Origin of the sequence: Vibrio kagoshimensis, assembly GCF_050337535.1 — a bacterium.
In the GTDB taxonomy this organism is placed as follows: Bacteria; Pseudomonadota; Gammaproteobacteria; order Enterobacterales; family Vibrionaceae; genus Vibrio; species Vibrio gallaecicus.
Window position 1 is genome coordinate 108,305 of sequence record NZ_JAKJSZ010000017.1, and the last position, 19,479, is coordinate 127,783.

Here is a 19,479-nt window from a genome sequence, read left to right on the forward strand (position 1 = left end):
TGCTTTTTAGCACATCAAATGCACAAAGATTCATCAAAACCAAAAAAATTGCGTTAATTATATCTTGAAAGTACCTTAATCAGCAAAACTCTCGTACAGTAGTTTTTCGTTTCAACTTAAAAACTTTTGTAATGACTAGTGACGTGATGATTAACAGTGTAATGACGATGGAAACTTTACCTTTAAGACTTGGATTAACTATGTGGTCTCATTCTGAGTGGCAAAGTCAGTTCTATGGTAAGGGAACGAAACCGGCTGAACGCTTGGAAAAATACACCCAAGTTTTTCATACCGTTGAAGGCAACACGACTTTTTATGCGACTCCCAGCGCCTCAACGGTCAACAATTGGAAAGCAGCAAGTCATGATGATTTCAGATTTACGTTTAAGCTACCTAAGTTCATCACCCACCAGCAGCACTTAAAACATTGCCAAGCCGAACTCAAAGAATTTCTGCTCACTATGTCGCCACTGCATAGGCGCATTGGTCAGTGGACGATTCAATTACCCCATAGCTTCGAACCCAGCATGCTCCCTGCCCTGCAAAAGTTTTGTACCTTGTTTCCAAAAGACATGCAGCTCGGCGTTGAAGTTCGTCACCTTGGCTTCTTTGATAAAGGCGATGCCGAAAAACGTTTCAATCATTGGCTAATAGAAGAAGGGATCAATCGCATCATTATGGATAGCCGTCCTGTTTTCTCCGCACCACCAACCACAGAAGCGGTAATCGATGCGCATCAGAAAAAGCCGCGTGTTCCTGTTCATGCAATTGCGACCGCCAATAACCCGATGATTCGATTTATAGGGCACCCAAACCAAGCTACCAACATAGAGTTTTTTAGACCTTGGCTAAAGAAAGTTCCAGAATGGATTAAAGCAAATAAACAGCCCTATGTGATGATCCATACGCCAGATAATAACCATGCGCCTGAACTGGCTTTGGCTATCTATAAAGAACTGCAGCAGACATTGATTTTACCTGATTTACCAAGCTTCCCTGCTATTAAAGGTGATAATCAACTATCGATGTTTTGAGTTTTCGTGACATAAGCCTGTTTATTACGTAAAATGCGCCCCCTTTTATTGAGTAGGTTTTTAACTTACCCAATTGCTGACAGCTTCGAGAGTATACGATGAGTAATACAGACAATATCTTCTCTGCACCTATTGATAAAATCGGTGATTTCACCTTTGATGCACGAGTAGCGGAAGTTTTTCCGGATATGATCCAACGGTCTGTACCTGGTTATAGCAATATCATTTCTGCTATTGGCATGTTGGCTGAACGCTTTGTCAAACCGCATTCAAACATCTATGATCTAGGTTGTTCTCTTGGCGCTGCTACGCTATCCATGCGCCGCCATATTCAGCAAGAAGGCTGCACTATCTTCGCAGTAGATAATTCTGAAGCCATGGTTGAACGCTGTAAATTACACGTAAATGCTTACCGCAGCGATACACCTGTAGAAGTCATCGAAGCCGATATTCGTGAAGTCGAAATTAAAGATGCTTCCATTGTTGTACTGAACTTCACACTTCAATTTTTGTCACCAGAAGATCGCTATGCTCTGCTTGAAAAGATTCATGCCGGGTTGCGCCCTGGCGGCATTTTGATCCTTTCGGAAAAGTATGTGTTTGAAGATGATAACGCAAACGAACTACTTATCGATTTACACCACGATTTCAAACGAGCAAACGGATACAGCGAGCTAGAAGTCAGCCAAAAGCGTAGTGCTATTGAAAATGTAATGCGCCCTGACTCCATCCCTGTACATAGAGAACGTTTTGATAAGATTGGATTCTCTAGTAATGAAGTGTGGTTCCAATGCTTTAACTTTGGTTCGATGTTCGCTATTAAATAATGTTCGCCACCAAATAAAGTAAATATACCCACTCGCTCCCCATTAATTTTCACTAACAGTTAAGATATCTCATGTTCAATTTTGCTAATTTTTATCAACTTATTGCCCAAGACACTCGCCTGCAACCTTGGCTTAATGTTCTTCCTCAGCAGCTTACGGATTGGCAAAATGCAGAACATGGTGATTTTGACCGTTGGCTACGAGCACTGAATAAAATCCCAACGGGTAAAGCCGATAATATTGAGCTTAAAGACTCGGTGACGCTTTCAAATACAACACCAATTGTTCAAGGTGAAGCTAAGAAACTTGAAAGTTTACTCAAAACTTTTCACCCGTGGCGCAAAGGTCCATATACCGTCCATGACATTCATATTGATACTGAATGGCGAAGTGATTGGAAATGGGACCGCGTACTCCCTCACCTTTCACCATTAAAAAACCGTTCAATCCTCGATGTAGGCTGTGGTAACGGTTACCACATGTGGAGAATGCTTGGCGAAGGCGCTCGCCTGTGTGTTGGTATCGACCCTTCTCACCTATTCTTAGTACAGTTTGAAGCTATTCGAAAACTAATGGGCGATGATCAACGAGCTCACCTTTTACCTTTAGGTATTGAACAGCTACCCAAGCTTGAAGCTTATGACACTGTATTTAGTATGGGCGTACTATACCACCGTCGTTCTCCTCTTGATCACCTCATTCAACTGAAAGATCAGTTAGTATCAGGTGGTGAACTACTACTAGAAACATTAGTTATTGAAGGGGACGAAAACACGGTTCTAGTGCCTATGGACCGTTACGCTCAGATGAGAAACGTCTACTTCTTCCCTTCAGCTCGCGCATTAAAACGATGGTTAGAGCAAGTCGGATTTGTGGATGTTAAAATCGTCGATGAAAATGTCACGACAACGGGTGAGCAGCGTTCAACAGAATGGATGACACACAATTCGTTACCTGATTACCTAGACCCAAATGACCCTTCTAAAACAGTGGAAGGTCACCCTGCTCCACGTAGAGCTATTCTCGTAGCAACAAAACCTTAGTTTTGTGACATCAAAGTCAGTTGATTTCAGAAAAATGAACCATAATTTGCCTGAAATTTACTCCAACAGTCCAATATGACAGGACGCTAACATAAGGATGCTTCACGCATCCTTTTTTGTCAGCTAAACTCTTGGATAGTCACGACTATTTTATTATTCACAAAGGTTTTTATATGTATAAGCGATTGTCGCCAGTTTTGGTGATTGGCCTGCTCTCAGGGTGTTCTCTCACAAACGGGGCTCAATACCACCAACAAACCATGGAAGCAATTCAGCAATCTGAAACGAATATCGCAACAAAAGTCCAAAACCTTGAACTCCAAATCAGTAACCAAAGCGACTACATTGAAAGCTTAGAAACTGAAGTTTTATATTTATCTAACCAAATGGATAGTCACCTATCCTCAGTGGAAAAAGAAGCTGCCGAAATAATCGAAGAGGAACCCGCCCCTATCGTAGTACCTACTACCACTGTTTTTACAACTGAACAGCCTACAATTCTAGGCGCAATAGAAAAAGTCACCATAGATTCCATCAACCAAAGATTTGATGCCCGTGTCGATACTGGAGCAACCACCTCATCCCTTAATGCTATAGACGTTGAAGAATTTGAGAGAAATGGCAAAGATTGGGTTAAGTTTCACCTTTCTGACTCATCCCTTCCAGAAGCTGAGCAAAAATGGATACAAGCACCTGTTGTTAGATATGTAAAAATACGCCAATCAACCAGTGATCAAACAGAACGTAGAGCTGTGATAGAATTATGGGTTAAAGTTGGAAAAATCCATGAAAAAGCACAGTTTACATTGGCAGATCGCTCTCAAATGAGTCACCCTGTACTACTAGGGCGCGAATTTATCAAAGACATAGCGCTTGTTGATGTAAGTAAAAAGTACGTTCAAATGGAAGATAAATAAAAACAATAGGATTAGTTATGACGTCAAGAATTCCTTTTTATATCTCGATCGTTCTGCTATTGGTGGCAGGTATCGCATTGAGTATTTTTAGACACACAACTTATGGTGTGCCTTGGACTCCTGGAGAAACCCGACAAGTTTGGGATGTTGAAGCCAGAGTCGAATTTAATGCTACTGGTAAAGAAGCTAAGGTATCTTTAGCTGCACCTCACACTCAAACTAATTACACCCTGATCGGTGAATCCGCATCTTCTCCTGGCTACGGAATTTCTTACGTTAATACGGATTCTGGCAGGCGTGCTGAATGGTCAATTCGTCACGCTGAAGGTCCTCAAACAATCTATTACAAAACACAGTTTCTTGTAGATGACCAAGCTAAAATTACGGACATTCCACCTGAAGGTGAAATTACACCACCATCATTTAATGGTCCTGAAGAAGCGGCAGCACTTGCTTTAATCGATCGCGCAACTCAGCGCTCTGCTGACAACTTCACCTTTACTCGTGAATTAATCAAAACACTGAATGATCCTGACAGCCAAAATTCGGCTTTACTGCTGAACAACATGAGTAAGGTAAATGCGACACATAAGCTGCTGTCTTACGCGAACGTACACAACAAGCTTGTCGGTGTTATTGAATTAGAGGATGGACGTCGACGTCAGTCTATCCAGCATATGATTCAAATTTGGGACAAAGAACAGTGGGTTCTATTTTCTCCTGAGTCTAGTCAGCACCAAACACAGCCAAACTTATTGATTTGGGATGAATCCAATGTATCTCTACTTGATGTTGTCGGTGGACAAAACAGTAAAGTGCATTTCTCAATGATCGCTCAAGAGATATCTCCTTCAGCAGCGACCAACAGTAAAGTATCGGCAGATCAACTACTCAACCTTTCTATCCATAGTTTGCCTCTTGAAGAGCAAGCGATGTTTAAGACCATCATGCTTATCCCGATTGGTGCATTCATCGTTGTATTTTTACGTGTGATTATYGGGCTAAAAACTTCTGGTACATTCATGCCAGTTTTGATTGCGGTTGCCTTTGTTCAAACACAATTGATTACCGGTATTGTTGGTTTCTTGTTGATTGTTGGTACGGGTCTTATTATTCGAAGCTACCTTTCGAAGCTCAACCTGCTTTTAGTTGCCCGAATATCGGCGGTGATAATTACCGTCATAATGATCATTTCGGTCTTTACTGTTGTTGCATTCAAGATTGGCTTAACTGAAGGTCTATCGATTACTTTCTTCCCAATGATTATCCTATCTTGGACTGTGGAACGTATGTCGATCCTTTGGGAAGAAGAAGGTGCGAAAGAAGTAATGCTACAAGGTGGTGGCTCTCTATTCACTGCCATATTGGTTTACTTAGGTATGACTAATCCATTTATTCAACACCTAACGTTTAACTTCATTGGTCTACAGCTTGTTATTCTTGCCACTATTTTGCTACTTGGTAACTACACTGGTTACCGTTTGACTGAGCTTCGTCGCTTTAAGCCACTAGCGGAGGATTAAGGTATGTTTAATCAACTGACCTCTCCATTCAAGCTCAGTGATAAAGGCATCATGGGCATGAATAAGCGAAACCATAGCTATATCGGTCGTTATAATGACCGCTCAAAATACCCATTAGTGGATGATAAGCTAAAAACAAAAATTATTGCTGAACAAGCTGGTGCAACAGTACCTAAACTTATCGGTGTAATTAGCCATCAAGCTGAAGTCAAAAAGATTCACAAGATGGTAAAAGACTGGCCTGGGTTTGTAATCAAGCCCGCACAAGGAAGTGGTGGTAAAGGCATTCTTGTTGTGGTTTCTCACAAAGATGGCGTTTATACAAAACCATCAGGTTCTACAATCAACGAGGAAGATGTTGAGCGCCATATTAGTAATGCGTTGGCAGGGCTTTTCTCACTTGGTGGTAAAAACGATGTAGCCGTAGTAGAGAACTTGATTAAGTTTGACAGCTGCTTCGAAGGCTTCAGCTTTGAAGGTGTTCCGGATGTTCGCATCATTGTGTTCAAAGGCTACCCAGTAATGGCGATGATGCGCCTATCAACTGCCGCCTCTGATGGCAAAGCGAATTTACACCAAGGTGCAGTTGGTGTGGGTATTGATATAGCCACAGGCAAAGCGGTACGAGCAGTACAGTTTGATCAACCAATTACCCAACACCCAGACACTGGAAAAGAGCTGATGACGCTGCAGGTTCCTCACTGGGAGAAATTACTGGTATTAGCTTCTAGTGCATGGGAAATGACTGGTCTTGGTTATATGGGTACCGACATGGTGCTTGACCAAGAAGAAGGACCGATGGTGCTTGAACTCAATGCTCGTCCAGGCCTTGCTATTCAGATCGCTAATGGTGCTGGTTTACTACCAAGGCTTCAGCATATTGAAGGCCTTGGAATGCCAGCCGACTACCCAAAACCAACGGAGCGCGTTGCATACGCGGCCAAACAGTTCGGGGCTCATAGCTAGCTGGATCTCGTAGTTAATCGACTCGCATAGTAAGCCGAGTACATAGATCACAAAAAACTAGGTTAGCTAAAATATAAATAAGCCGCATATTCACTTTGAACTAGAAATAGTCAGGCAGATATGCGGTTTAATTTTATCTATCAAAGTAGTAAAACAGCCAAATGTAATAACCATGATACTGATACTTGGTCATTGGTTACTCGAAACTTGGACTACAGAACCTGAGACTCCGTCAGTAATGCCTCAACCCTAACCGCTGCCACTTTAAACTCTGGAATCTTTGCATGTGGATCCGTTGCGGTTGTTGTCAGCTTATTTACCGGTGATTCAACAAAGTGGAACGGAATAAATATCACTCCTTTCTGCATTCGCTTGGTTACAAACGCAGCAATCTCTATCTGACCGCGTCTTGTTGATACCTTAACCATCTGACCATTTGATAACTCTAACCTTTCAGCATCAAATACGCTGATCATTGCTTTAGGTCCCGCTAAGTTATCTAGCCCCTTAGTTTTTCGCGTCATAGTCCCTGTATGAAATTGCTCTAACACGCGCCCAGTCGTCAAAATAAGTGGATATTCTTCATCAGGTAACTCTGCAGCATAACGGAAAGGTATCGCCTCCATTTGCCCTCTACCGCGGGTAAATTGAGTTTGGTGCATAATTCGTGTGCCATCTGGATTGTTCCTATTACTTGGCCATTGCACACCATTGATTGTGATATTTTCCCACCTTAGACCTGCATATTGTGGCGTCACTCTAGCTATTTCGTTGGTTATATCCGCCACACTCAAATACGACCACTCCCCTCCCATAGCATTTGCGATAGATTGAATGATGACCCAATCTTCTTTTGCTTCGCCGGGTGGATTTACAGCAGGGTTAATACGCTGCACTCGGCGTTCGGTATTAGTGAAGTGACCTGATTTTTCAGCGAAAGAACAAGAAGGCAACACGACATCTGCATACTGCGCTGTTTCTGTTAAAAAGATATCTTGTACCACCAAGAAATCGAGCGCTTCCAAACCTTCAATAACATGGGCTTGGTTAGGATCACTCAATACCGGATTCTCCCCCATGACATACAGTGCTTTCACTTTTCGTTCGCAAGCGGCATCTATAATCTCGGTAAGCGTTAAACCGGACTCAGCCGGTAATGATGATACGCCCCATTCCATTTCAAATTTTTTGCGTACTAATGGGTTATAAACCTTCTGATACCCTGGGAGATTATTCGGCAATGCGCCCATATCACACGCACCTTGCACATTGGACTGCCCTCTAAGTGGGTTAATCCCCCCACCTTCAATTCCGATGTTTCCGCAAAGTAATTGTAGGTTCGCAATTGAACGAACATTGTCATGACCCGTTGTATGCTGAGTTATCCCCATCGAATAGTACACAGCGGTACGCTTCGCCGTTCCAATCAAACGCGCCATAGCAAATATATCATCGGCTTTTACACCGGTAACCAATTCAACTTTGTCTAAGGCGTAATTCGGAGACATCACTTCTTGCAGCAAAGTGTCAAAGCCATCAACACGTTCATCAATATATTCCTGATCATACCAACCATGTTTGATGATCTGCTGCATCACACCATTAATTAGCATCACATCTGTACCTGGTCGATGCGCCATATACAGCTCAGCGTGATCGGCTATATCAATGCGTTTCGGGTCAGCTACAATCAACCGAGCTCCATGATGACGAACTGCCTGCTTAATATGAGACCCAATAATAGGGTGTGCTGCTGTGGTATCTGAACCTATGATAAAGATGACATCTGAATGCTTGATACTTGGGATATCATTGGTCATAGCACCGCTGCCTAATGACGCTTCAAGCCCCGTAACTGTAGATGCATGACAAAGACGTGCGCAATGGTCGACATTATTTGTCCCTAATTCACGGCGGATAAACTTTTGAAATGCGTAGTTGTCTTCATTAGTCGTTTTTGCGGAAGAAAAACCAGCGAGAGATTGGCTGCCAAACCCTTCTTTGATTGAAGTAAATTTACTCGCAATAAGGGTGATTGCTTCATCCCAACTCGCCGGTTGTAACCATCCATCTTTACGAATTAATGGTGACGTTAAACGAGCATCACTGCTAACGAAGTCAAATCCAAACCGTCCTTTAACGCATAGCATGCCTTCATTAACAGGAGAATCGCCGCCGCGAATATATTGAATTTTGTTCGTCTTCTCATCCACATACATGGTGAGTTTACAACCAACACCACAGTAGGTGCAGATGGTATCTACCGCTTTCAGTTTATCGGTTCGACCCTGCGCTTTATCACGTGCATCTGTCATTGCACCTGTTGGGCAAACCTGGATGCAAGAACCACATTGAACGCAGTTTGAATCCCCCATCAATATCATATTCACACCAAAATTAGGGCGGCCTTTGGGATTATTAGCAGGTTTTCCGTTTGCTTGATCCATGAAGCTTAGAACGCCATGAACTGCCTGTTCACGACATGCTTGAATACATTGACCACAGCTAATGCAGCGGTTCGCATCAAAAACAATAAACTCGGAGCTGTTATCCACCGGAAATTTTTGAACCAGTGATTCTGATGAGTGAACTGAAGATACAGACTTAAATTCATGATTACGGGTTAATTGCCAAGCTTCATCAGTTTGAATATCAATATTGAATGCAAGGTATTCCTGAACAGCTTTATATTCTGTGGCGTAATCCCTTAGATCACATCCTGTGTTAGCTTGGCACCCACATTCTAAACATCGTGCAGCTTCTGCAACTGCATCTGCGTTTTCAAACCCCGTTTCCACTTCATCAAAACTTTGCGCCCTTTGCTCTGGAGTAAGTTCAGGCATGATAAGTCGGGCTTGTTTTTGAATAGCTTGGTATTGCTTTGGGTCCACTTTCTTAAGTTGGTTTTGCTTACGCGAATTAAATGGTTTAACCGGAATATTATCCATATCGCCATCAAAAAATCGGTCAATAGTTCCTGCGACTAAACGACCGTCTCCGACCGCTTCGACAGCCGTTGCAGGTCCACGACGAAAATCACCGATACTGAAGATATTACCCGTACCGGTGTGCATAGTTTGCGGATCTACATCTGCGGTATTCCAGCGGGTCAATGGAATATCGATGGCTTCATTATCCATAAAACTCAGGTCTGGCTTTTGTGAGACTGCGGCGATCACCGTATCAAACGCCTCAACAAAGAACTCTCCTGTAGGTTTAGGGCTTCGACGACCTGAAGCATCCGCAGGACCAAGCTCCATTCGCTCTAAACGAACCTCACAAACTCGACCATCTTCATCAGGTAAGTTCTCTACTGGATTCGTTAAAAAATGAAATTTCACGCCTTCATGCTCTGCTTCTTCAATCTCATAATCTTCTGCAGGCATTTCATCTCTTGTTCTACGATAAATTAATGTCGTATCGGCACCATCTCTAACCGCAGTACGTGCGCAATCTATTGCGGTGTTACCACCGCCAATCACCGCGACTTTTTTCCCCGTGACATATTGTTTTTCTGTCACGTAATCTTTTAGATAGTCGACTCCCAGATAACAGCCGCTCAAGTCGCTTCCTGGGTATCGCATGTCTACCGCTTGTGAAGCACCAACAGCCAAACAAACCGCATCAAAATCTTGCGTTAAACTCGATAATGTAAAATCAACACCGAGCTTTTTATTGCATTCTATCGACATACCATTTCGGCACATCAACTCTATTTCTTTATTTAATATCGATTTAGGCAAGCGGTATTCTGGAATACCGTAACGCAGCCACCCACCAGCTTGCGGCATAGATTCAAAGATTTGAACATCATACCCTTCATTCGAAAGGTAATAGCCCGCCGTCAACCCACCCGGTCCACTACCAACAATGGCGACTGTTTTACCTTTCGGTGCTTTTTTCAAGGGTTGGTAGCTTTCTTGTGCTGCCAAATCGATATCTGCAGCGTGTCGTTTTAGTTGCCTAATTGCGATGGAATCATCCACTAAATTCCTTCTACATTCCGTTTCACAAAATGCAGGGCAAACACGGCCAATAGAAAGTGGCATAGGAAGTGTTTGCTTGATGACTTCAATGGCTTTTAAGTGATCATTTTGAGCGATGTGATAAAGGTATGATTGAATATCAACCCCTGCAGGGCAGGCAGTCTGGCAAGGAGCTTCACAGTCGGCATAATGATCAGACATGATTCGATTCAAAGCAGTTTGGCGGCGGGCTGTTAACCGGCTAGATTGAGTGATGACATTAAGACCGTTAGATACTTCAATTTCACATGACCTTTGTATATCACCATTCTCAAGCTCAACGACGCAGAGGTCACAAGGAACTTTATCGGTCGTTTTATTCAAACCGCATAGGGATGGAATCTCTAAGCCACAGTTTTTTGCAACTTCCAGAACAGTTTGCCCCTGTTCTGCAATTCTAAACTTCCCGTCAATAACGATTTGAACCATATCGAACCTCACCTAGCACAATGACATCACAATGAAGCCAAAACAAAATAGTAATACAATATTATTTACATAATAAGATGAACCATTAATACCATACAATAATTATGGTTTTGTGCGTGTGACCTCAAACTCGTTCCGTTGATAATACCCACAAAGTATGTGTGACTTTTATCTTTAATATCCAAACATAAAAAAGCCCCTAACAAGTAGGGGCTTCAGTATTTGTTTATTAATACTTATTAGGTATTACAACTCTTCGATAAGCTCTTGTACTGGTGTCGCAGGTTTATTTTGAGCAAAGCCTCGTAAACCAACCACATGCACATGTTCGTGATCTTTGAAGACCTTACGAACCAACTTATACGTTGTACCTTTCTCTGGGCTAATGTTTTCAGGCGCTGCAATCAGTAATTGCATTCCTAGCCTGTCACATAGCTCAAACAACGTTGAGATTGATTTAGAATCCAAACGCGCAGCTTCATCCAAGAACAATAGTCGGCAAGGAACAATGTCTTTACTGCGCAGTCGGCGTGACTCTTCTTCCCAGCTCTGAATAACCATCAGCAAGATAGATTGGCCAGTACCAATCGCTTCACCTGTTGAAAGTGCACCAGACTCAGCTTGTAACCAACCATCAGAACCACGGTTCACTTCAACACTCAATTCTAGGTAATTACGGTAATCCAGTAATTCTTCACCTAGAACTTGAGGTGAACGTTGCCCCATGTCGATATGTGGGTTTACACGTTGGAAAAGTTTCGCCATCGCTTCTGAGAACGTAAAGCGAGAAGTTTCAAACAAGTCTTTATGTTGGTCTTGTTGCGATGCTAATCCAGCCAGCAATACTTCGTGACTCTCGCGAATTTTCACATTAAGACGTACACCTTTCACTTGACCAAAGTAAATATTAGATAGACCTTGGTTAAGCATTCGAATGCGGTTTTGCTCACGCTGAATCGTTTTCTGAATGATACTTGCCACAGATTCAGAACTGATTGCTAAGCGGTTTTCACGCTGAGTCAATTCTTCTGTTAGACGAGCAAGCTCGACTTCCATCTCTTCAATCGCTTCAACAGGATCATCGGTACGGATAATATCCTGACGAATTCGTTCACGAAGATGCTGATAAACCGCGATGTAGAACAATACTTTACGTTCTGGATGCGCGTTATCTTCAGATAGTCTCAGAGAATCACGTAAGTCATCATTACCAGCAACGGCAAGACGAAGTGCACCTAGCGATTTATCCGACATTGAGCGCAGCTCGCCCGCAGATAAGTACGCTAATTCACGTTTATGTAAGCGGCGCTCAACGTCATTTTCACGAGCTAAACGTAAAACAGAGCACCAGCCCGCTTTTGCAGCGACCACAAATGTACGAAGTTCAGCGTATTCCTTCTGAACCTTCTTCAAGCGTTTCGCTAACCCTTTCATCTCCAATTCAGTCGATGTAATGGTTCGCTCATAACCGCTCTTACGACTACGTGAAGTGTGTAGACGTTCTTGAAGTTCATCACGACGACGAACTGCACGCTCTTCAGCGCCTTCGTCAGCGTTCACGCCAAATTCTTGTAGCTCTTGTTTAAACTCTTGAACGGTTTCAAGTTTAGCGTGATGCGAACTCTTAAGTGCAGCCAATACTTGGTTGTACTGGTTCATTTGATCACGAGCTTGTTTTAAGCCATCACGACCTTTTGTTCTCGCTTGCTCAGCATTAACCAACTTAGCTTTTAATTGCTCACTCAGTTCACTGCTCTTATTAAGAAGATCCACTGAATCTTCATAAGCAAAGTAATGACGACGTTCAATCAAATCAGATAAAGCAAACAACTTACCTTTCAATGTTTGAAGTGCTTGGTCAGCTTGTTTGTACTCGGCTTCTAGCGCTTCAAATTGTTCTGGATCCGCGTCAAGGGCTGAAACAATCTGTTCCAGTGCAGTTAGCGCTTTACTATGATTGGATAAGTAAGATTTCGCTTCACCTAAACGCTCAAGCTGAGCTTCAAGTTCAGACAAACGTTCTGCCAATGTCTCATCTTCGATCATACGAATCATTGGCGCTAATTTATCTAATGTAGAGATAGCTTGCTTGCTTTGCGCTAGCTGGCTGCGTTGCTGTTGTTCTTTAGCTGAGATGTCTGTTAATGCTCGGCTAACTTGATTACGCTTATCACGTACAGTAACCAAAGCTTGCTCAGGGTCAGCATCAAAAGCAACCTGCAAGTGCTTAGCAACAAATAGGTTATATGCTTGGTATAAGCGCTGGAGTTTCTGAGAGTCAAATGCCGCTTTCGCGTGGTTTTCCACTACAACATCACGTTCTTCACGTAAGTGTTCTAGACGCTGTTCACGAGCAGCACGGCCAAACAATGGAATCTCAGGGAAACGCGAGTAACGCATTTGACGATCATTTAATTGAACGCAAACAGCACCTTCAAGTTCATCAGCATTGAATGAGCTATCATCAAACGCATCAACATCGCCTTCAAGGATATATAAATCCTCAGGGCAATCATCTAAATCAACCAGTTTCTCTTTGATCCCATCAAGATCTGAAACCACAATCGCATGACGCGCAGGGCCATACATTGCACTGAAATACGGCGCATCACCTATGGTAATGTCATCATAAATTTCAGAAAGTAATACGCCACCTAATGTGTCCGCTAACCCTTTCAATCGAGGATCATTCGAACCACCAGGTGAAGCTAAACGTTCGATTTCTTGATCAAGCTCTGAACGACGTTTTGCTAGCTGCTCTTTCGCGATAGATTGTGATTTCTCATCTTGCAGAACTTGCTGCATTTGAGTCATTACGGCTTGGCTATCTTCTAGCTCAGCATTGCTTTGTTCTCTTAACGCTTCTAAAGCATCGTTAGCATTAATCCAAGCTGGCGCTATCGCTTCTAATCTAGTTATTTGCTGAGTATATTCTTGTTCAACACGACGCTGTTCACTTTTAGCTTCGCGTAATTCTTCTTGAGCAAACTCTAAAGACTCAATTTGCATTGAGTGGCGTTCACGCTCTTCTTCGAAAATCAGCTCATCAGTTAATTCAGTATTATGTTGCTTCTGATATTCAGCGGCTAGGCTTTGAGCTTGACGCTGCTGAGTCATATCTCGCTCCATATCACGATGCTGAGCACGCCATTGTTGTTCATTTTGAACAATATGTTTCGACTCTCTGCCTTTTTCAATCGCTTGTTTAGCACTTACTGACGCATCTTGTCGTTCAACATGACCGACAACACTCTTCACTAATGCCAACGCTTTATCGAACTGTGCAGAAGCCGCTGATGACATATCCAGCTTGTGCTTAGTAGCAAGCAATGTTTGGGTATTAGCTTCTTCTTGAGATTTCAACTCAGAAACCAGTGCCATCGCACTTTCAGGCGTGATCGACTCATCAGCTAATAACTGTTTGGTCTTTTCTAATGCTTGAACAGCTTGTTGATATTGAAGAGCACGAGTTTGCTGAACATCAAGCGCTTGTTGGTAATCGGCAAGTTGCGTTTTTAAGCTATCCACTTCTTCTTCAGTAATGGTCGCCTGCTCTTCAGCTAGTAAAACACGTTCTTGTGCTTCTTCAACAACCATCATTTGCTCTTCTAAGCGTTCGCTTAATTCTTCAAGATCATCGCTATAACGTGCGATTTTTTCTTGTTGGCGAAGGGCATTTTGAACAAGCTGTAAATGATCGGAAGCGGCTTGGTAATCCTGCTCAAGCGCAGACTCTTGATCGACTAAGATCTCAAGTTCTTCTTGAACACGGTTCAGTAGGCTATTTTGCTCAACTAACGTTTCACGAGATCCAAACAACTCACCACGTAGCACCATAGTTTGATCAAGCTTATTACGGCGATCATTAGCATGGCGCATGTAGTCAGCTGCTACGTAATTGGTAGACTCTGTAATCAAGTGTTTGAATAAATCACGATCGGCTTGCGTAGTTTTAATTGCATCCAATGTCATTCGGTTTTCACGAAGTGCAGATTCCATATCTTGGAATGCTTTCTTCACGCCACCATTTTGTGGCAACAAGTAATCACGAAGTGAACGAGTAATCGCGCTTGAGATACCACCGTATAAAGATGCTTCGATCAAGCGATAAAACTTAGAACGGTCACTGCTATTACGCAGTTTCTTCGGAACGACACCGTATTCAAACATCTGAGCGTGGTATTCAACAATCGATGAGAACGCTTTAAAATGAGCGCCTTCATATTGCGCCACAGCTGCTTTCACATCATTTAATTGGCATACACGAGCATGGCTATCAGAAACGTTTTCGATTAACACATCGGTTGGTTTCACATGGCTTGGTAAGCCTTGAATAACAAATGGTTTAATATCTACTTTCTTATCTCGCCCAGCAACTTGTTGAAGTTTTACAGCAAACAGTAAGCGCTGGTTACGGGAGTTAACAACATCTAGCGCGGCATAACACGCACCAGGCTGTAACTTACCATAAAGACCTTTATCTCTTGATGATTGAGAGCTACCCGCTTCCGTTGTATTTCGGAAGTGCAGTAAGCTTTGGTCAGGAATAAGGGCTGTAATAAATGCCGCCATTGTGGTCGACTTACCAGCGCCATTGCCGCCTGAAAGAGTTGTTACTAAACCATCAATATCAAAAGTACGCGCAAAGAAGCCGTTCCAGTTGATCATGGTTAATGATTGATACTTACCGCGTTCAATCATAATTCACCTTCCGCAGTTTCTTGCTCGCGGCCATCAGCCAGCTCGCCTAAATTCAGTTGTTCGTTAAAAATGTCTGGCTGTTCATCTTCTTGATGATCTTGCTCGGTCTGCTCATTCAATAAGCTGCCTTGGCTTGGTTCAGGCGTATGAACCACCGCTTCACCATCACGGATAAGACGCAATTGAGCTTCTTTCATGTCATCGCCAATTCGAACATCCGCTCCGAAACGGAAAACCGCTTCACTGATGCGGAACTTACCTGTTTCACCAATAGAGATGATCATACCAATACGACGTAAACGGCGTAATGAAGTACGAACTTTTTCGAATAGTTTTTCTTTATCTAAATCTGAACCCGAAGCACGGTTAGTCGCCAGCTTCATGAGTTTTGCCTCATCAGCCAGTGCCATTAACTCTTCGTACAGTTCTTGATTCGTAAAAATACCTTCATGAGCTAAACGCTCTGGGCTTAGATATAAGAAACACAATACTTTGCCTACTAGCATATCCAATTCAGATAGCACACTTCGGCTAATCAATGAGGTAGAACGCGGGCGCAGGTAAAAGAAACCTTCGGGCGCTTTTACAAGTTCAGTATTGTAGCGTTGATAAAACTGTTGAAGCTCAACTTCAAAATCAGCAAGTAACGCATGGTTGTCTAAATCTTCGCTTGATACGTGCTTACCTGCACGCAACATGCTGTCTAACGCAGGGAACAATGGGTTCGCTATCGCTTTTACCAGCTTCTCTGGCATGTAATCATCAGTACTTGTTAATGACATTTGCTTGTACCTTTGCACCAAAATCGTTAATTGCCTGCCAATCAGGCTGAATAGCCTGGTAGTCAGATTCGGAATAACCTAAGCGCACGGCTTGGTCGACAACGATTCTAGCTAAATCAAAATGGTGAGTACGAGGGTGTTCTGCGAGGTAGTCACGCAGTACAAGTCCAAGATCAATGGCTGCACCCTGCTCTTTATGAACTCTCAGCATCGCTGCAATCTTTTCAGAAAGCAGATCGTTTACTTGTTCGAATTCTTCATATTCAACGTCTAGTGGGGCTTGCCCGGTTACTTCGTCATCACGTAAAACCAGAGCTTCATCTCGAAGATCACTTAATTTCTCTGCATCCGCATACGTTAAGAACCAAGGTGCATCAAAGTAATCTGTCACAGATTGACGCAAACGCTGGCTAAAGGCACGGTTCTTATCCATGTCAATCGCCGTTCGAATAAACTTGTGTACATGGCGGTCATAGCCAATCCACAAATCTATTGCTTGCTGGCCCCAACTCGTGATTCGGTCAAGTTTCATCTGTAAACCAAATAGGGTTTCACCAACAAACTCTAACTCATCATTCCCGTAAACAACTTCTTGAATATCGAGGATTTGAGTTTGGAGTTCATCACCTGCGGCTTGGAGCGTATCTTGAAGTTCTTTCAACGTAGCTGAAGTTTCAGAAAGTAAAGACTCACAGTTATTAATAGCTTCTCGCCAATCTTTATTTAATAGATCCGCAATTTGCTGCTTAACCGTTTGCTGTTGCTCATCCATAACACGCTGGTTAAGGTCTATTTGGTCAAATATTTCGCCAACAGAGTACTTAAGGACGCCATAAACGTTTCTCTTCCAGTGCGCTGGCGTCCCGCCTTTTTGGGCAGCTTCTATCGCTTTCGCCATTTCGTCAGCAACCATAGTCAACTGAATCGACAATTTTAGCTTAGAAAATTGGCGGTGGCGTAAGTAGTAATCTGTAATGCCAATGGCAAGCGGTGAAAGTCGGTAAATGCTGGCTCCATCGGTCACTTCACTTGTGAAGCGGCTAATGAGCTTTTGTTTTACCAATTCATTGATGGCGTTATTCGCGCGAAATACAGAAGCATCTCCCGTTTCTTCAAACATACGAGTGACAATGATAAATGCATCATGCAGTTCACCTTCACCTAACTCTTCATCAAATCTTTCATTACTCAACACAGCGATAGCAATCAAAAAGGCTAAACGCTCTGGTGAGAGATTCAATGAGAAGTCATGCTGCTTGACCCAGCCCACCAATTCATCAATTGGCTGCTCTTCGGCAGTTTGAGTCATTTCACTCATTGTGGTTCCTGTTATCGTTTCTTATGACATCAGTCTAATTTCGATGTCACGCATGATTCTTTGTTATTCTTGCTTTCGCTTTATGCCGGCTTTTTCGCCCACACATGAATGTATCGTCCTAGAGATAAATATGGCTCTTGTCGACATAATTGTTTTTCAAGCGCTAATACATCTTCAAAATCATAATCGCCCATGTATTCCATATTACCTATGTAATCACTAAATGAACGAATACCAGATTTTCCTTGAATGTCAAAACCAGCGTCTTCTACCCATTGATAGACATCTTCTGGCTTAAGCCCTTTCTGGGGCTGCAGCTTAAACCGCTTCCTATGTGGCATCCCATCAAGTACATGAGGAATATTGCCACATATCACATTTTTCAATACCAAGCCGTGGTGGTTATAGAACATAATCGAAGCAACGCCTCCGGGCTTGACTTGATCTAGCAAAATATCAAGTGCCTCTTTGGGGTTTGCTAACCACTCCATCACAGCATGAAACATCACGAAGTCGACTTTATCGTCAAGATGCTCTGCGATTTTCTGTACTGGAGAATGGATCAGCCGATATTGCTCAAGCAAGCCAGCCTTTGCAATATCCTCTTTTGCAAGAGCCAGCATTTCAGAAGATAGATCACATAATGATACATGGTGACCTTGTGCAGCTATCTTCTGTGACATTTGAGCCAGCCCACCACCCGCATCAAGTACGTGAAGCGGAGTATTCTCATCAGCAAATTCATTAAGAGCAAGCTCTAAATCTTCCCATACGATGATCTGACGGATCTCTCCTTTGTCAGAGCCGTAAATGTTTTTTGCAAATTTGTGGGCAATATCGTCGAAATTACGGTCTTCAGTCACGGTCACTTGAGTTATTATGTCCTATCGTGCCTGCTATTCTGTCACAGGAATTTCAGGAATAAAGAGGCGATGTCTCTTTTTACTACTAAGTGATGTTTTTTCGGACTATTCGGATATGTTTGAGCTGAAAAAAGTCGTGTCATCCTTGTTGATGCCACTACCAGCAATGTTAATTCTCGCTTTTCTAGGCTTAGCCCTAGTCATGTTTACTACAAAACGAAAGACTGGATGTCTAATTACGTTAACCGCACTCTGCGGTATTTTCCTTATTGCCTTCCAACCCATCTCTAGTCGCTTACTTATGCCTCTGGAAAGGCAGTACTCTGTATTTTTACCGACCGACAAATCCGTAGATTTCGTTATGGTGCTCGGAAGTGGTCACGTGGTCGACGATCAAATTCCACCAACTTCAGAACTCAGCCGCACAGGTTTGATGCGTTTGAGTGAAGGGATCAGGATTTTACGTATGTACCCTGGGGCGAAACTGATTCTATCTGGCTACGGTGGTGGTCTAGAAATCAGTAATGCAAGAATGATGGCGAAAGTAGCCTTAGCTTTAGGCGTCTCTAAGCCTGATATTATTTTATTAGAAACGGCAAAAGACACAGGGGAAGAAGCACGACAAGCGGCTGCTTTTATTCAAAATAAAAAAGTTGTTTTAGTCACTTCAGCTAGCCACATGCAAAGAGCCATTTATGAATTTAATGGTGCTGGAATCCAACCAACCCCAGCACCAACCAATTACTTAGCTCACAAAAATATTGTGCAGCCTTGGAATAAATATATGCCAAAGGCGATTTACTTAGAGCAAACCGAGCGCTATTGGCATGAAACGATGGGGCTAATGTGGCAAAGGCTGCGCGACTGGATAGATCATCAAGAATCGTCTATATCAGAATCGACCAATAATGCGGTAGATAAAGTGTCTGAAGCTACCAATGATCTTTTATGAATAAAATTGGATACACGTGAGACTTCCACTATAACTTTATAACTTTATAACTTTATAACTTTATAACTTTATAACTTTATAACTTTATAACTTTATAAC

Annotated in this window: 12 protein-coding genes; 7 read left to right on the plus strand and 5 right to left on the minus strand. The window is 42.7% G+C overall.

Annotated features, from left to right (window positions below):
• Positions 1-146 precede the first annotated feature (146 nt).
• From L4C37_RS16520 to L4C37_RS16545, 6 genes are all read left to right on the plus strand, one after another.
• A complete protein-coding gene (locus L4C37_RS16520) occupies positions 147-1,034 on the plus strand; it encodes a DUF72 domain-containing protein (protein ID WP_429769207.1) in 888 nt (295 codons plus the stop codon).
• Positions 1,035-1,132: 98 nt separating this feature from the next.
• Positions 1,133-1,861, plus strand: a complete 729-nt coding sequence (gene cmoA / locus L4C37_RS16525) for a carboxy-S-adenosyl-L-methionine synthase CmoA (RefSeq protein ID WP_137372491.1) — start codon at positions 1,133-1,135, stop codon at positions 1,859-1,861.
• A gap of 71 nt (positions 1,862-1,932) precedes the next feature.
• Positions 1,933-2,904, plus strand: coding sequence for a tRNA 5-methoxyuridine(34)/uridine 5-oxyacetic acid(34) synthase CmoB (cmoB, locus tag L4C37_RS16530; RefSeq protein ID WP_137372490.1), 972 nt, complete (start codon positions 1,933-1,935; stop codon positions 2,902-2,904).
• A gap of 173 nt (positions 2,905-3,077) precedes the next feature.
• Positions 3,078-3,821 (plus strand): ATP-dependent zinc protease family protein, encoded by a 744-nt coding sequence (locus tag L4C37_RS16535; RefSeq protein WP_137372489.1) that lies wholly within the window; start codon positions 3,078-3,080, stop codon positions 3,819-3,821.
• Positions 3,822-3,838: 17 nt separating this feature from the next.
• Entirely contained in the window at positions 3,839-5,344 is a 1,506-nt protein-coding gene (locus L4C37_RS16540; protein WP_273294169.1) for an inactive transglutaminase family protein, read from the plus strand.
• A 3-nt stretch (positions 5,345-5,347) separates the two neighbouring features.
• On the plus strand, positions 5,348-6,310 hold the full coding sequence (locus L4C37_RS16545; protein ID WP_137372487.1) for an alpha-L-glutamate ligase-like protein: 963 nt from the start codon (positions 5,348-5,350) through the stop codon (positions 6,308-6,310).
• A gap of 212 nt (positions 6,311-6,522) precedes the next feature.
• Here the strand turns inward: L4C37_RS16545 and fdhF are convergent, their stop codons facing one another.
• From fdhF to cmoM, 5 genes are all read right to left on the minus strand, one after another.
• A complete protein-coding gene (fdhF, locus tag L4C37_RS16550; RefSeq protein ID WP_429769203.1) occupies positions 6,523-10,764 on the minus strand; it encodes a formate dehydrogenase subunit alpha in 4,242 nt (1,413 codons plus the stop codon).
• A 246-nt stretch (positions 10,765-11,010) separates the two neighbouring features.
• The gene (gene mukB, locus L4C37_RS16555) at positions 11,011-15,465 is read right to left on the minus strand and encodes a chromosome partition protein MukB (protein ID WP_429769204.1); all 4,455 of its coding nucleotides are present in this window, start codon (positions 15,463-15,465) and stop codon (positions 11,011-11,013) included.
• Positions 15,462-16,247 carry a chromosome partition protein MukE gene (mukE, locus tag L4C37_RS16560; protein ID WP_273294173.1) on the minus strand — a complete coding sequence of 262 codons (786 nt, stop codon included), beginning with the start codon at positions 16,245-16,247 and terminating at the stop codon, positions 15,462-15,464. Before mukE ends, mukB begins: the two co-directional genes overlap by 4 nt.
• Positions 16,228-17,565: a chromosome partition protein MukF gene (gene mukF, locus L4C37_RS16565; protein WP_429769205.1), complete on the minus strand. Its 1,338-nt coding sequence runs from the start codon at positions 17,563-17,565 to the stop codon at positions 16,228-16,230. Before mukF ends, mukE begins: the two co-directional genes overlap by 20 nt.
• Before the next feature lie 80 nt (positions 17,566-17,645).
• Positions 17,646-18,428: a tRNA uridine 5-oxyacetic acid(34) methyltransferase CmoM gene (gene cmoM / locus L4C37_RS16570; RefSeq protein WP_429769208.1), complete on the minus strand. Its 783-nt coding sequence runs from the start codon at positions 18,426-18,428 to the stop codon at positions 17,646-17,648.
• A 115-nt stretch (positions 18,429-18,543) separates the two neighbouring features.
• On the opposite strand from cmoM, the gene elyC reads away from it, so the two are divergent.
• A complete protein-coding gene (gene elyC, locus L4C37_RS16575) occupies positions 18,544-19,380 on the plus strand; it encodes an envelope biogenesis factor ElyC (RefSeq protein WP_167493999.1) in 837 nt (278 codons plus the stop codon).
• Positions 19,381-19,479 lie beyond the last annotated feature (99 nt).

Excerpts from the sequence above, each read along its gene's own strand:
- mukB (WP_429769204.1), bottom strand. The coding sequence starts at position 15,465 with ATGATTGAACGCGGTAAGTATCAATCATTAACCATGATCAACTGGAAC.
- L4C37_RS16535 (WP_137372489.1), top strand. The coding sequence starts at position 3,078 with ATGTATAAGCGATTGTCGCCAGTTTTGGTGATTGGCCTGCTCTCAGGG.
- cmoA (WP_137372491.1), top strand. The coding sequence starts at position 1,133 with ATGAGTAATACAGACAATATCTTCTCTGCACCTATTGATAAAATCGGT.
- fdhF (WP_429769203.1), bottom strand. The coding sequence starts at position 10,764 with ATGGTTCAAATCGTTATTGACGGGAAGTTTAGAATTGCAGAACAGGGG.
- mukF (WP_429769205.1), bottom strand. The coding sequence starts at position 17,565 with ATGAGTGAAATGACTCAAACTGCCGAAGAGCAGCCAATTGATGAATTG.
- L4C37_RS16520 (WP_429769207.1), top strand. The coding sequence starts at position 147 with ATGATTAACAGTGTAATGACGATGGAAACTTTACCTTTAAGACTTGGA.
- L4C37_RS16545 (WP_137372487.1), top strand. The coding sequence starts at position 5,348 with ATGTTTAATCAACTGACCTCTCCATTCAAGCTCAGTGATAAAGGCATC.
- mukE (WP_273294173.1), bottom strand. The coding sequence starts at position 16,247 with ATGTCATTAACAAGTACTGATGATTACATGCCAGAGAAGCTGGTAAAA.
- elyC (WP_167493999.1), top strand. The coding sequence starts at position 18,544 with ATGTTTGAGCTGAAAAAAGTCGTGTCATCCTTGTTGATGCCACTACCA.
- cmoB (WP_137372490.1), top strand. The coding sequence starts at position 1,933 with ATGTTCAATTTTGCTAATTTTTATCAACTTATTGCCCAAGACACTCGC.